Source organism: Agromyces sp. NPDC056389, assembly GCF_042262385.1.
GTDB lineage: Bacteria > Actinomycetota > Actinomycetes > Actinomycetales > Microbacteriaceae > Agromyces.
In genome coordinates this window covers 810,077-822,584 of the sequence record NZ_JBHJPN010000001.1, presented here as the reverse complement: position 1 = coordinate 822,584, position 12,508 = coordinate 810,077, and the positions used below count along the sequence as shown (strand labels likewise).

Sequence of the window (12,508 nt, the reverse complement as noted above, 5' to 3'; positions counted from 1 at the left end):
GGGCAGGCGACTCGCGTAGGCTGGGGAAGCCATGTTGGATCTTGACCTCTCGCAGGAGATCGCCGCGCTGCGCTCCACCTTCAGCGACATTCGCGCAGTCGTCGACGTCGACGCCATCACAGCCGACATCGAGCGGCTCTCAGAAGAGGCGGGCGTCCCCGATCTCTGGGACGACACCGCGAACGCGCAGAAGGTGACGAGCGCGCTCAGCCATCGTCAGTCCGAGCTCGCGCGCGTCACGAGCATCGACTCGCGACTCGACGACCTCGAGGTGCTCATCGAGCTCGCCAACGAGATGGGCGACGAAGACAGCGCAGCAGAGGCCCGCACCGAGCTCGAGTCGCTGCAGAAGGCGATCGGCGACCTCGAGGTGCAGACGCTGCTCGACGGCGAGTGGGACGACCGCCCGGCGGTCATCACCATCCGCGCCGGCGCCGGCGGCGTCGACGCCGCCGACTTCGCCGAGATGCTCATGCGCATGTACCTGCGCTGGGCCGAGAAGCACGGCTACAAGGCCACCGTCATGGACACGAGCTACGCCGAGGAGGCGGGCATCAAGTCGGCGACGTTCGAGATCGACGCGCCCTACGCCTTCGGCACCCTGAGCGTCGAGGCCGGCACGCACCGCCTCGTGCGCATGAGCCCCTTCGGTGCTGCGGGCAAGCGCCAGACGAGCTTCGCGGCCGTCGAGGTCATCCCGCTCATGGAGGAGGCGCAGGAGGTCGACATCCCCGAGAACGACATCCGCGTCGACGTCTTCCGCTCGAGCGGCCCCGGCGGCCAGTCGGTCAACACGACCGACTCCGCCGTGCGCATCACCCACCTCCCGACCGGCACGGTCGTCTCGATGCAGAACGAGAAGTCGCAGATCCAGAACCGTGCGGCCGCCATGCGCGTGCTGCAGTCGCGACTCCTCCTGATCCAGAAGGAGCAGGAGGCAGCGCAGAAGAAGGAGCTCGCGGGCAACATCACCGCGAGCTGGGGCGACCAGATGCGCTCCTACGTGCTCGCGCCGTACCAGATGGTGAAGGACCTGCGCACCGAGTACGAGGTCGGCAACCCGAGCCACGTCTTCGACGGCGACATCGACGGATTCATCTCCGCCGGCATCAAGTGGCGCAAGCGCCCCACCGAGTAGACACCCGAGCGAAGCGGATGCCTCCGGCCTCGGCCGGACGAGCCGCCCGATCCAGGGCGCTCAGACGCGCTCGGCGCTCAGACGCGCTCGGCGATCAGACGCGCTCCGCCTCGACCGCTGCGGCGAGCGCTGCGGGCAGACCGCCGACGAGCGCCGCGAGGCCGAGGTCGAACGACCGGTCGGCAGGCTGCACGCCCTGCGCCGCGGCCTTCACGCTCCGCAGGGCTTCGGCGCGACTGAAGGTCGGTGCGATGGGCGCTGCCGCGCCGGGCGACATGATGTCGGCCGGTGCGAGCGTGTCGAGCGCCGATCCGATGATGAACGACTCGAGGGCGACGATGGCGTCGACGGCGCCGCCCACGGGCCAGCCCTCCGCCACGAACCGCCGCGTGATCGACTCGTAGTTCGCGACCGAGCGTTCCTGGCCGTCGATCGCCGTCGTCGCGAGCAGCGCGATGGCCGCGGGGTGCGTGGCGAACGCCGAACGGTAGGAGTGCGCCCACCGCAGCACGGCGTCGGCGAGCGTCATCTCGGGGGTGTCGAACCCCGAGACGTCCAGCAGCTCGGCGACGCGGCCTCGCATGGCCCGCACGACATCGGCCTTGCCGCCGAAGTAGTGATAGAGCGCAGGGGGATGCACCGAGAGCGAGCGCGCGAGCGCCGCCATCGTGAACCCGTCGGGTCCTGCCGTGCGGGCGAGGGCGAACGCCGCGTCGACGATCTGCTCGGTGCTCAGCACCGACGTGCGCGGGCGACCCGCACTTCGCTTGGCCGGAGGTGGGCTCACGGGGCTCCTTCGAGGTGGTCGGCGCAGGGGATTTGTCGATGAGCGTAGACGGGAGTAGCGTGTGCCCGAATTTAACCACATTAAATTTTGCCGCCGATGAAGGCAGGCGGGAAGCGAGCACACATGCACGGGGTCGTCGCGGACACCATCCTCATCGGCGCGCGCGTGATCACGATGAATCCGCGTCAGCCCGAGGCGTCCGCCGTCGCGATCCGTGCAGGCCGCATCCTCGCGGTCGGCGACGCCGCCGATCTCGCCGACTACCGCAGCCCGCGCACCGTCGTGCGGGACCTCGCCGGGGCATCCGTCACCCCCGGGCTCATCGACGCCCACATGCACCCGATTCAAGGCATCGAGCTCGCGGTGGGCGTCGACTTCGGGGGAGTGCGCGACCCCGAGACGTTCCTGCGCATGCTCGGCGACGAGACCGCTCGCGTCGCCGATGGCGCGTCGGGCGGCTGGGTACGCGGCTGGAACGTCGACTACGACCTCTTCACGAGCCTGCCGATGACCGCGGCGGCGATCGACGGCGCCACCGCCGGAGCCCCGGCGTTCCTGATCTTCTTCGACGGGCACACCGCGCTCGCCAACACCGAGGCGCTGCACCGCTCGGGCATCACCGGTGCACGCAGCTTCGGCGACACCTCCGAGATCGTCGTCGACGATTCGGGGCGGCCGACCGGCGCGCTCCGCGAGGACTCGGCGTTCGACATCGTGTTGCGCACCGCGCCCGAGTACACGCGCGCAGAGACCATCGATCGGGTTCGCGACATCCTCGGCGGCCTCGCGGCATCGGGCATCACCGGCGGATGCATCATGGACGGCAACCCCGCGAACCTCGACCTGCTCGAGGAGCTCGACGGCGGGGCATCCGCCGACCCCGAGGCCCCGAGCGGGCTGCCCGTGCGCATCGTCTCGGCGATGGCGCACAACCCCGGCTACGACGAGGAGCGCACGCTCCACTACCTCGCGCAGCGCGACCGCAGCGGAAAGCGGTGGCGCGGCGGCCTCGTGAAGCTCTTCGCCGACGGCGTCATCGACACCGGCACCGGATGGCTCTACGAACCCGACACCCACGGCGACGGCGGCACCTCGTTCTGGGCCGACGCGGATGAGTTCGAACGCGTCGTGCACCGCTACGCCGACGCCGGCTTCCAGATCGCGACGCATGCGATCGGCGACCGAGCGATCGGCGAGACCATCGACGCCTACCTCGCCGCGGGCGTGCACTCGAACGGCACCGCGGCCCACCGCATCGAGCACCTCGAGCTGCTCGCCGACCGCGACCTGCGCCGCATGGCGCACGCGGGCATCACCGCGTCGGTGCAGCCGCTGCACATGCAGTGGCGCAAGGCCGACGGCTCCGACTTCTGGGCCGAACGACTCGGCCCCGAGCGCGCCGCCCTCGGCTGGCGGGTGCGCGACATGATCGACGCCGGCGCCCCGGTGGCGCTCGGCTCCGACTGGCCCGTCGCGCAGACCGATGCGCGCATCGGGCTCGCCTGGGCGCGGCTCCGCCGCGAGCCCGGCAACCGCGACGCCCCGGTGTTCGAGCCCGACCAGGTGCTCACGCCGTACGAAGCCCTACAGGGCTACACCGTCTGGGCCGCAGAGGCCCAGGGCGACCGCGATCTCGGCGTCATCGCGCCGGGTTACCGCGCCGACCTCGTCGTCTGGGCCGACAGCCCGCTCGACGTCGACGCGGACGAACTGCTGCACCTCCCCGTGCTGACGACGATCGTCGACGGGCAACCCGTGTTCGCGGCATCCGCCGCCTGACCCCCCTTCGAATCAGAGGCAACCATGCAAGACGTCGGCGCGCTCGCGCTCCTCCCCGTCGTCATCATCCTCGTCGTGGCCGTGCTCACCCGGCGCACGCTCTTCGCGATGCTCTGCGGCACCCTCGCCGGTGCCGTGCTGCTCGGCGGCTGGGAGTTCTTCGACTCCTGGATCGGCTACTTCGGCACCGCCATGGCCGACGAGACCCTCCAGTGGCTCATGCTCGTCGTCGTGCTCTTCGGCATCCTGATCACGCTCTTCGAGCGCTCGGGCGCCGTCCGGGAGTTCGCGGCGTGGGCCGAGCGCTTCGTGAACTCGCGGCGCAAGTCCACCGTGCTGAGCTTCCTGCTGAGCATCGTGCTGTTCGTCGACGACTACCTGAACGTGCTCACCGTCGGCACGTCGATGAAGGCCGTCACCGACCGCTACAACGTGCCGCGCACGGAACTCGGCACGATCATGAAGATGACGGCGGCGCCGATCGCCGTCATCGTGCCGTTCTCGACGTGGGCGCTGTTCTTCGCGGGCCTGCTCGAGGCGCAGGGCGTGACGGCCAACGGCTCGGGCTTCGGCGCCTACCTCCAGGCCATCCCGTTCATCTTCTTCGGCTGGATCGCGATCGCGATCGCCGCACTCGTCGCGTTCGGCTGGTTCCCCAAGCTCGGCGCCCTGAAGAAGGACATCGCGCGAGCGGATGCCACGGGCGACGTGTTCCCCGCCGGAACGACCGCCGAGGAGCGCGAGGCCGAGGGCGGGCTGCCCCTGAACGCCGAGGTCGGCGAGTTCGCCGTCTCGGGCGACGATGCCGGCCGCGCCGTCGCATCGGCACCCGGGACGGCGACCGCGGCAACCGCCACGGCGGTCGCGACGCGGGCCCCCGAGTACGCGAAACCGCGTCCCTGGAACTTCCTCGTGCCTATCGCGGTCATGATCGTCGTGACGATCCTCACCGAGGTCGACGTGCTGAAGGGCACGGTCGCCGCCCTCATCGTCGCCATCGTCATGTACACGGTGCAGCGACGACTGAAGGTCAAGGGCGTGCTCGAGGCCGCGTTCGACGGCGTCGGCAGCATGCTCTTCGTCATCGTGCTCACCGCGCTCGCCTTCATGGTCCAGCACATGAACATCGACCTGCACCTCGCCGACTGGGTCATCGACGCGACTCAGCCCGTCATGAGCGGCGCGCTGCTGCCCGCCATGGTGTTCCTCGTCTGCGGGGTCTACGCCTACGCGACCGGCTCGTTCTGGGATCTCGCGGCCGTCATCACGCCGATCGTGATCCCGCTCGCCTTCGCGATGGACGTGAACCCGATCATCGCGGGCGCCGCCGTGTTCTCGGGCGCAGCGCTCGGCTCGACCACGTGCCTCTACGGTGACGGCATCATCCTCGCGTCGCGGTCGACCGGCATCAAGCCGCTGAACCTCATGGCGGCGATCCTGCCGTACGCGGGCGTCGCGGCGGTGGCGTCGCTCGTGCTCTACCTGATCGTGGGATTCGCCGGCGTGTAGAGCCGGTCGTCCATATCCAGTGGGCGGCGACCCGGAATCCCGGTGTCGCTGCCCACTTTTGCGTGCCCCTTCCTTAGGCTCGATTGCGATGATCCGCTTCGACTCCGTCACCAAGACCTACCCCGGCCAGGCGAGGCCCGCCCTCAACGACATCGGGGTCGAGATCCTCCGCGGGGAGTTCGTCTTCCTCGTCGGCGCGTCCGGCTCCGGCAAGTCGAGCTTCCTCCGGCTCATCCTCAAAGAGGAGAAGCCGTCGAAGGGCGCCATCCACGTGCTCGGTCAAGACCTGGGTTCGATCTCGACGCGGAAGGTTCCGTACTTCCGGCGCGACCTCGGCGTCGTCTTCCAAGACTTCCGGCTCCTGCCGAACAAATCCGTCTACGAGAACGTCGCCTTCACGCTGCGCGTCATCGGCAAGTCGCGGGGCTATGTGCAGTCGGCGGTGCCCGAGACGCTGAAGCTCGTCGGGCTGGATGGCAAGGGCAAGCGGATGCCCCACGAACTCTCGGGCGGCGAACAGCAGCGCGTCGCGATCGCGAGGGCGATCGTCAACAAGCCGCAGATCCTGCTCGCCGACGAGCCGACCGGCAACCTCGACCCCGTGACGAGCGCGGGCATCATGACGCTGCTCGAGCGCATCAACGCGAGCGGCACGACGATCGTCATGGCGACCCACGAGGCCGGCATCGTCGACCAGATGCGCCGCCGAGTCATCGAACTCTCGGCCGGCGACATCGTGCGCGACGAGCGCAGCGCCGGCTACGACGGGCAGACCGTGCGCGACGTCGAGTACGTGCCCGAACAGGAGGCCGGTGAAGCCGGAGATGTCGGCGAACCGGGCCGGGCGGGCCAGCCCGAGGCCGCCATGGCCGCCGTCGCCGCACCGAAGGTCACGCCCGAGATCATGCGCGACGCCGAGCCGCTCTACGTCGAGCCCGAGGCGACCGACGCCGTGACCGATGCCGCCGCCGAGATCACCGCTGCCGCGACCGGCACGATCCAGGTCGACCCCGAGAAGCTGAAGCCGAAGCAGGCCGGCGCAGGCGCGGCATCCGAACACCTGACCCTCGCCGAACGGCTGGGACTCAGAGCACCGGGAGGCCCCCGGGAAGGCGATGACGACCAGGAAGTGGGGCCGACGAAATGAGGCTCGGTCTCGTGCTCTCCGAGGCGGCGAACGGCCTTCGCCGCAACGCCTCGATGGTGGTCTCCGTCGTGCTCGTCACGTTCATCTCCCTGACCTTCGTCGGCACCGCCGCACTGCTGCAGCTGCAGATCGGCCAGATGAAGAACTACTGGTACGACCGGGCCCAGGTCGCCGTCTATCTCTGCACGAGCGTGTCGACGACCGCCGGCTGCACCGACGGCGAGGCGACCGAGGAGCAGAAGGCCGCGATCGAGGAACAGCTCTCGTCGGACACGCTCGCGAAGTACATCGACGAGTTCTACTTCGAGGACCACGATCAGGCGTTCGCGAACTTCCAGGAGCAGTTCGCCGGCACTCCCGCGGCGGATTACGTGACGCCGGAGGTGCTGAACGAGACCTTCTGGGTGAACCTCGTCGATCCATCGCAGGCGGCCGTGCTCGTGGAGAGCTTCGCCGGAATGGCGGGGGTCGAGGGCGTCGTCGACCAGCGGCGCTACCTCGACCAGATCTTCGACGTCCTGAATGCGGCGAGCTACACCGCGATCACGGTCGCGGCGATCATGCTCGTCGCCGCGGCACTGCTCATCGCGACGACGATCAGGCTCTCGGCGTTCTCTCGCCGTCGCGAGCTCGGCATCATGCGACTCGTCGGGGCGTCGAACCGGTTCATCCAGACGCCGTTCATCCTCGAGGGGGTGTTCGCGGGACTCATCGGGTCCCTCCTCGCCGGCGGGGCGGTGGTGGCGATCGTGCACTTCTTCGTGCAGGGCTATCTCGCCGACAACCTCTCGTTCACGTTCGTCGATCTCACCGACGCGTTGATCGTCGTGCCATTGCTGATACTCGTGGGCGTGGTGCTCGCCGCGGTCTCGGCCGGCATCGCGATCACGAGGTACCTGAAGGTCTGATCGGCCGGGTTTCGACACGCCCGGCCCGCAACGGCTAGACTGAACGGCTGCTCCGGATGCCCCGGGGCATCCGCATTCGACGCAAGGAGCCGCACGTGCCCAGGGAGACCGGTCAGAAGGTCGTGGCGACCAACCGCAAAGCACGCCACGACTACACGATCGAGGACACCTACGAGGCGGGCCTCGTGCTCACCGGCACCGAGGTGAAATCGCTCCGCGAGGGTCGGGCGTCGCTCGTCGACGGTTACGCCTTCATCGAGGGCGGCGAGATGTGGCTCGACGCCGTGCACATCCCCGAGTACACCGAGGGCACGTGGAACAACCACGCGCCGCGGCGCAAGCGGAAGCTCCTCCTGCACAAGCAGGAGATCGTGAAGATCAGCCACCGGACGAGCCAGGGCGGCTACACGCTCGTGCCGCTGCAGATCTACTTCTCGGGCGGCCGCGCGAAGGTCGAGATCGCCGTCGCGAAGGGCAAGCGCGAATACGACAAGCGGCATGCGCTGCGCGAGCGCCAGGACAAGCGCGAGGCCGATCGCGCCATGGCGAGCCGGAAGAATCTCGGCGACTGAGCTTCGCGCCGGGCGCGCGTTCACGGTCGTGTTCGCCCCCGGGCTCGCGCCCTGCAGGCGCGTGTAGGCTCGGCTCGATGGAGACTTCGACGCGCATTCCGGTACCCGGCACCTACAACTTCCGCGACGTCGGCGGGCTGCCGGCGCTGAGCGGCACGGTCCGCGACGGTGTGCTGTTCCGCTCCGACGGGCTCGCGCGTCTGGGCGACGCCGGCCAGGCGAAGCTCCGCGAACTCGGCGTCGGCATCGTCATCGACCTGCGCGACGAGAACGAGGCGCAGATGATGCCCGACGACCTCGGCGACCTCGACATCGAGGTGCTGCGCCTGCCCGTCTTCGAAGGCTCGGGTGCGTCGCAGGGCATGGCGGGCATCTCCCTCGAGGCGCTGTACGAGCGCATCGTCACGCAGCACGCGTCCGTCGTGGTCGATGCGCTGCGCGAGATCTCGACCGCAGGCGACCGCGCAGTCGTCGTGCACTGCACCGCCGGCAAGGACCGTACGGGCGTCGTCGTGGCGCTGGCCCTCCTCGCCGTCGGCGTCGATCGCGAGTCGGTCGTGGCCGACTACGCCTCGACCGAGGCGAACCTCGCCGGCGAGTGGCTCGACGGCATGGTCGAGCTCATCAAGCGCCACGGGGTGCCCGACTCGCCCGCGCTTCGCACGCTCATGGGCGGCAGCCCTCGCGAGGCCATCGACGACCTCATCGACCTCATCGAGCGCGAGCACGGCTCGATCCGCGAGTACCTGCTCGCATCGGGTCTCGAACTCGGTGCGCTCGGCGCGCTCGAGACCCTGCTCATCGAGCCCGCCTGAGGCTTCAGCGCTCAGGCGGTCTCGAAGGCTCGCGGTCTCGAGGCCCGCTCACGCGGCGTCGGCCGTGAACCTCGCCTCGACCGATGCCGTGATCACGAGCAGGGCGGGCGTGAACTGCGACGGCCCGCCGCCGCCACCGGCCATGTCCGCTGCGGCGCGCATCGCGAACATCCGCTCGCCCCCGCCGCTCGGCGGCACCGGCTGGGCGGTGAGCAGGCCGGTGTCGGCGAGTTCCACGGGAGTCGGTGCGCCGAGGCCGAGGGCGGCGGCGTAGACGGTGGCCTTCGCCACTGCATCGGCGACTGCGCCCTGCTGCGCGGATTCCTGCGTGCGCCTCCGCGTGGCATCCGTCAGTCTCCAGTCGATGCCGCCGATGCCGACGGAGTCGCCGAGCGAGATCGTGCTGACCCAGTCGCCGAGGCGGTCGAGGTCGGTGAACACGACCTCGACGTCGGCGCTCGCCTGGTGCACGACGGGCAGCTGCTTGCCCTCGTTGTTCCACGGGCGGTGCGACGAGACGCGCAACTGGCCGGCCGACCAGGTGTCGAGGGCGCCGGATGTCTCGAGCTCGCGCACCTCGGCGATGAGCTGCTCGTGGGCGGTCGACGTGCGTTCGAGCGTCGCGTCTCGCTCGGCTCCGGAAGCGCTCACCGTGAGCGAGACCGCCCCGAGCTCGGGAGCGATGCGTTCCTCGGCGGTGCCGCGCACGGCGATGACGGTAGCCACATGGACCTCCAGATGAATCCGCTCGGGAATGGCGGAGCGGGCGCGCCTGTTCTAGACTGTAAGGCCGGGTACCCGCCGTATCAACGATGGGAGTCCGGGGTGTGAGCTCTTGCTCATTGACAACTCCACAGTGCGACAACGGCCCGCCAGGCTGCATGCCCAGTTCCGACTGGGCGATCGGTCACGGCGATTCATGGGGATGATCGGTTTCGACATCGTCTGCGAACCCACGAGAAGCGGGCCGAGGATCCAGGGTTATCTCGTAAACGATCTCTGGAAAACAATAAGTGCCAATGCAAAGCGCACTGACTTCGCCCTCGCTGCATAAGCGAGCCCGATAGTCCGTCAGCCCGCGGGTCTGTTCCCGCCCCGGTAGCTGGCGTCATCTAGGGAACTTGCTGCGTGTGGTCGCCTGAGCGACACGCGGGACTTCATTCAGGCTGGGCCCGTCGACCTAGGCGCCTGTGGCAAAGGTCGGGGCCGAGTAGAACGCTTGCACAGGCTGCGCCCGGAGAAGGCGTGGAATCACAGCGATGGACGGGGGTTCAATTCCCCCCATCTCCACCAACGGTCGTTGTCGCACAGTGCAGCACGGATGCCCGGTCGCTCGCGTTCTCGCGAGTGGCCGGGCATTTCCGTTGCATCGACCAGGCGCGCCTGGATCCGCGAGCCCTCCTTGATTCGATACCCCACCTCCGACAGACTGACGAGGGACGACTCGGATCATCGCGGGCTCACGGGGGTGGCTATGCGCATCGAACGCATTCGAACGATCGCGATCGGGGCGGCCTGCGCCGTTCTGCTCGGGACCATCGGGGCACTCGGCATCGCGGCGCCCGCGACGGCGGTGCCGGTGCCCGACGATCCGCCGATCTCCCGCGGCGACTCGCTCGGCGGCCAGGTGACGGTCGAGGCATTCCCGCTCGTCGGCAGTGCGGTCGGCGCTCAGGACCCGACGCTCGATCCGCTCGGGGGATACCCTGCCTTCCCTGCGGGACTCACACCGGAGAGCCAGACGACGGCGCAGATCCAACTGCGCGACACCTTCGGCACGGCCACCGGGGTCGCGTACTGCATCGACCTCGAGACCGAGACCCGGATCGGCACGAACTACGATGCGGGCGACTGGTCGGTCACGACGATCCCGAACCTGCCGCAGGTCTCCTACATCCTCGCCACCTACTTCCCGAACTCGGCCGAGCCGGCCAGCCTGCCGACGGCTGTGGAGAAGACCGCGGCGGTGCAGGCGGCCATCTGGTTCTTCACGGACCGGTTCATCCTCGCTGATGCGAGCCCGCTGCGCGCCGCGACGTCGGCGATCGTGGCCGATGCGATCGCCAATGCCGCGGACACGCCTCCGGTGCTCCCGGAACTGACGGTGACGCCGGCCACCGGGTCGCTGCCGTCGACCGGCGACCTCGTCGGCCCGTTCGTCGTCGGCGGCAATGTCGACGCCGGATTCCTCGAGCAGAACGGCGTGCAGGTCTACCGCGACGCCACGGGCACGCAACCGGTCGCGAATCTCGAGACCGTCGCGGTCGGTTCGTCGCTGTGGGTGCAGTTCGTCGCCGATGAGACGCCGTTGGGCTTCCGTCTCACCGCCGCGGTCGAGTACACCAGAGGCAGCGTCTACGTCTACAACGGCACGAACCCGGGGGTGACCACGGCGCAGACGCTGATCCTCGCCTCGAACACCGTGCTGCCGGTGCGCGCGGGCGTGCCGTTCACCTGGTTCGAGGCGGGCCAGCTCGAGGTCACGAAGAGCATCTCGGGAACGGGAGCCGGACTGCAGGGCGACGTCACCATCGAGGTCGTCTGCACCGGCGAGGCCGGTGACTTCAGCCGCTCGCTGATCGTTCCCGCGGGGACGGCTGCGGGGGAGCACCCGTTGCTCGTCTCCGGCATCCCCGTCGGCTCGGAGTGCACGGTGACCGAGTCCGGCAACGGAGCGACGGCCCAGGTCTCGCTGGTGAGATCGTCGATCGCTCCCGCCTCCGTCACGATCACGAGCGAAGCGGTGGGCGAGGTGCTCGTCTCGAACGAGTACGCGAAGGTTCCGACTCCGTCGCCGACGACCGGGCTCGCGGCGAGCGGTACCGACTCCGGCTTCCAGGGCGGACTCGCGCTGGCGCTGCTCGGCGGCGGGGTGCTGCTCGGCCTCATCGCGGCGAAGCGCCGCCGCGTGAGCTGATCGATCAGGACCGGGCGGCCTCGCGCAGCAGCGTCGTCATGTGCTGCACGGCGGGGTGCGTGCGCATCGAACGCTTCACCCTGAGCATGATGCGGCGTCGAACGTCGGCGTCGTCGAGCGGCACGAGGGCGACCCCGTCGGGCAGGCAGAGGGCGCCGAGCCTCGGGAGCACCGTGATGCCGACGCCGGCGGCGACGTAGTCGAACGCCGTCGCATAGTCGGGCGCCTGCAGGCGGAATCGAGGAGCGAAGCCCCGCGCGGTGCCGGCGGAGAGGACGATCTCGCGGCACGGCCCACGAGCGTAGTCGTTGTCGATCCACGGTTCGTCGGCCAGCTCGACGAGGCTCACCTCGTGTCGCAGCGCGAGCGGATGCCCCAGCGGAACGACGGCCACGTAGCCCTCGGTGCGGAGCGGCTCGATGTCGTAGCCGTCGGCCACGCCGTCGGCGACGGCCGGGTCGCGATCGCCGCGCACCGATTCGGCGACGTACAGCTCGAGATCGGGTTCGCCGGTGAGCTGGCCGTGCTGCTCGACGAGGCTGAGCTCGAGTCTCAGGTCGGGGAACTCGGCCAGCATCGCGGCGGCGACCCCCGGCATCCACGCGCGGTTCGAGGACGAGAAGCAACTGATCCGCAGGGTTCCGCTGCGACCCGAGCGGAGGTCGTCGGCGAGGGAATCGAAGTCGGCCAGCTGGTCGAGCACCCGGGAGGCGCGCTCGGCCACGACGAGGCCGGCGGCGGTCGGCACGATGCCGCGCCCGCGCTTCTCGATGAGCATCAGCCCGGTCTCGCGCTGCAGCGTGCTGACGTGCTGGCTGACCGCCGACGGCGTGTAGCCCAGTCGCGTGGCGGCACGATTGATCGAGCCCGTCTGCACGACGGCGCGGAACACACGGAGGCGATGCGGGTCGACCATGGGTCGATCGTACAGCGTTG

The 12,508-nt window shown here is 69.4% G+C and carries 11 protein-coding genes and 1 other RNA gene; 9 read left to right on the top strand and 3 right to left on the bottom strand.

Annotated features, from left to right (window positions below):
- The first annotated feature begins 31 nt into the window (after positions 1-31).
- Positions 32-1,138 (top strand): peptide chain release factor 2, encoded by a 1,107-nt coding sequence (gene prfB, locus ACFCVM_RS03860; RefSeq protein ID WP_375834073.1) that lies wholly within the window; start codon positions 32-34, stop codon positions 1,136-1,138.
- A gap of 94 nt (positions 1,139-1,232) precedes the next feature.
- Here the strand turns inward: prfB and ACFCVM_RS03855 are convergent, their stop codons facing one another.
- Positions 1,233-1,925, bottom strand: coding sequence for a TetR/AcrR family transcriptional regulator (locus ACFCVM_RS03855; RefSeq protein ID WP_375834070.1), 693 nt, complete (start codon positions 1,923-1,925; stop codon positions 1,233-1,235).
- A gap of 123 nt (positions 1,926-2,048) precedes the next feature.
- Here ACFCVM_RS03855 and ACFCVM_RS03850 point away from each other — a divergent pair, with 123 nt between their 5' ends.
- The 6 genes from ACFCVM_RS03850 (at position 2,049) to ACFCVM_RS03825 (ending at position 8,655) form a co-directional block, all read left to right on the top strand.
- A complete protein-coding gene (locus ACFCVM_RS03850; protein ID WP_375834067.1) occupies positions 2,049-3,704 on the top strand; it encodes an amidohydrolase in 1,656 nt (551 codons plus the stop codon).
- A 24-nt stretch (positions 3,705-3,728) separates the two neighbouring features.
- On the top strand, positions 3,729-5,213 hold the full coding sequence (locus tag ACFCVM_RS03845; RefSeq protein WP_375834064.1) for a Na+/H+ antiporter NhaC family protein: 1,485 nt from the start codon (positions 3,729-3,731) through the stop codon (positions 5,211-5,213).
- An 88-nt stretch (positions 5,214-5,301) separates the two neighbouring features.
- Positions 5,302-6,360: a cell division ATP-binding protein FtsE gene (gene ftsE, locus ACFCVM_RS03840; RefSeq protein WP_375834061.1), complete on the top strand. Its 1,059-nt coding sequence runs from the start codon at positions 5,302-5,304 to the stop codon at positions 6,358-6,360.
- Positions 6,357-7,268 carry a permease-like cell division protein FtsX gene (gene ftsX / locus ACFCVM_RS03835; RefSeq protein ID WP_375834058.1) on the top strand — a complete coding sequence of 304 codons (912 nt, stop codon included), beginning with the start codon at positions 6,357-6,359 and terminating at the stop codon, positions 7,266-7,268. The genes ftsE and ftsX overlap by 4 nt, the downstream gene beginning before the upstream one ends.
- A gap of 95 nt (positions 7,269-7,363) precedes the next feature.
- Complete coding sequence (gene smpB, locus ACFCVM_RS03830; protein ID WP_056655819.1) at positions 7,364-7,840, top strand: SsrA-binding protein SmpB; 477 nt, start codon at positions 7,364-7,366, stop codon at positions 7,838-7,840.
- Positions 7,841-7,917: 77 nt separating this feature from the next.
- Complete coding sequence (locus ACFCVM_RS03825; RefSeq protein WP_375834055.1) at positions 7,918-8,655, top strand: tyrosine-protein phosphatase; 738 nt, start codon at positions 7,918-7,920, stop codon at positions 8,653-8,655.
- Positions 8,656-8,703: 48 nt separating this feature from the next.
- Here the strand turns inward: ACFCVM_RS03825 and ACFCVM_RS03820 are convergent, their stop codons facing one another.
- Complete coding sequence (locus ACFCVM_RS03820) at positions 8,704-9,381, bottom strand: SIMPL domain-containing protein (RefSeq protein ID WP_375834052.1); 678 nt, start codon at positions 9,379-9,381, stop codon at positions 8,704-8,706.
- Positions 9,382-9,576: 195 nt separating this feature from the next.
- Here ACFCVM_RS03820 and ssrA point away from each other — a divergent pair.
- Both ssrA and ACFCVM_RS03810 read left to right on the top strand, forming a co-directional pair.
- Positions 9,577-9,948, top strand: a transfer-messenger RNA (tmRNA) gene (ssrA, locus tag ACFCVM_RS03815).
- A 181-nt stretch (positions 9,949-10,129) separates the two neighbouring features.
- Positions 10,130-11,572: a thioester domain-containing protein gene (locus ACFCVM_RS03810; RefSeq protein WP_375834050.1), complete on the top strand. Its 1,443-nt coding sequence runs from the start codon at positions 10,130-10,132 to the stop codon at positions 11,570-11,572.
- A gap of 4 nt (positions 11,573-11,576) precedes the next feature.
- On the opposite strand, the gene ACFCVM_RS03805 is transcribed toward ACFCVM_RS03810, so the two are convergent.
- Positions 11,577-12,488, bottom strand: coding sequence for a LysR family transcriptional regulator (locus ACFCVM_RS03805; protein ID WP_375834048.1), 912 nt, complete (start codon positions 12,486-12,488; stop codon positions 11,577-11,579).
- Between the last annotated feature and the right edge of the window lie 20 nt (positions 12,489-12,508).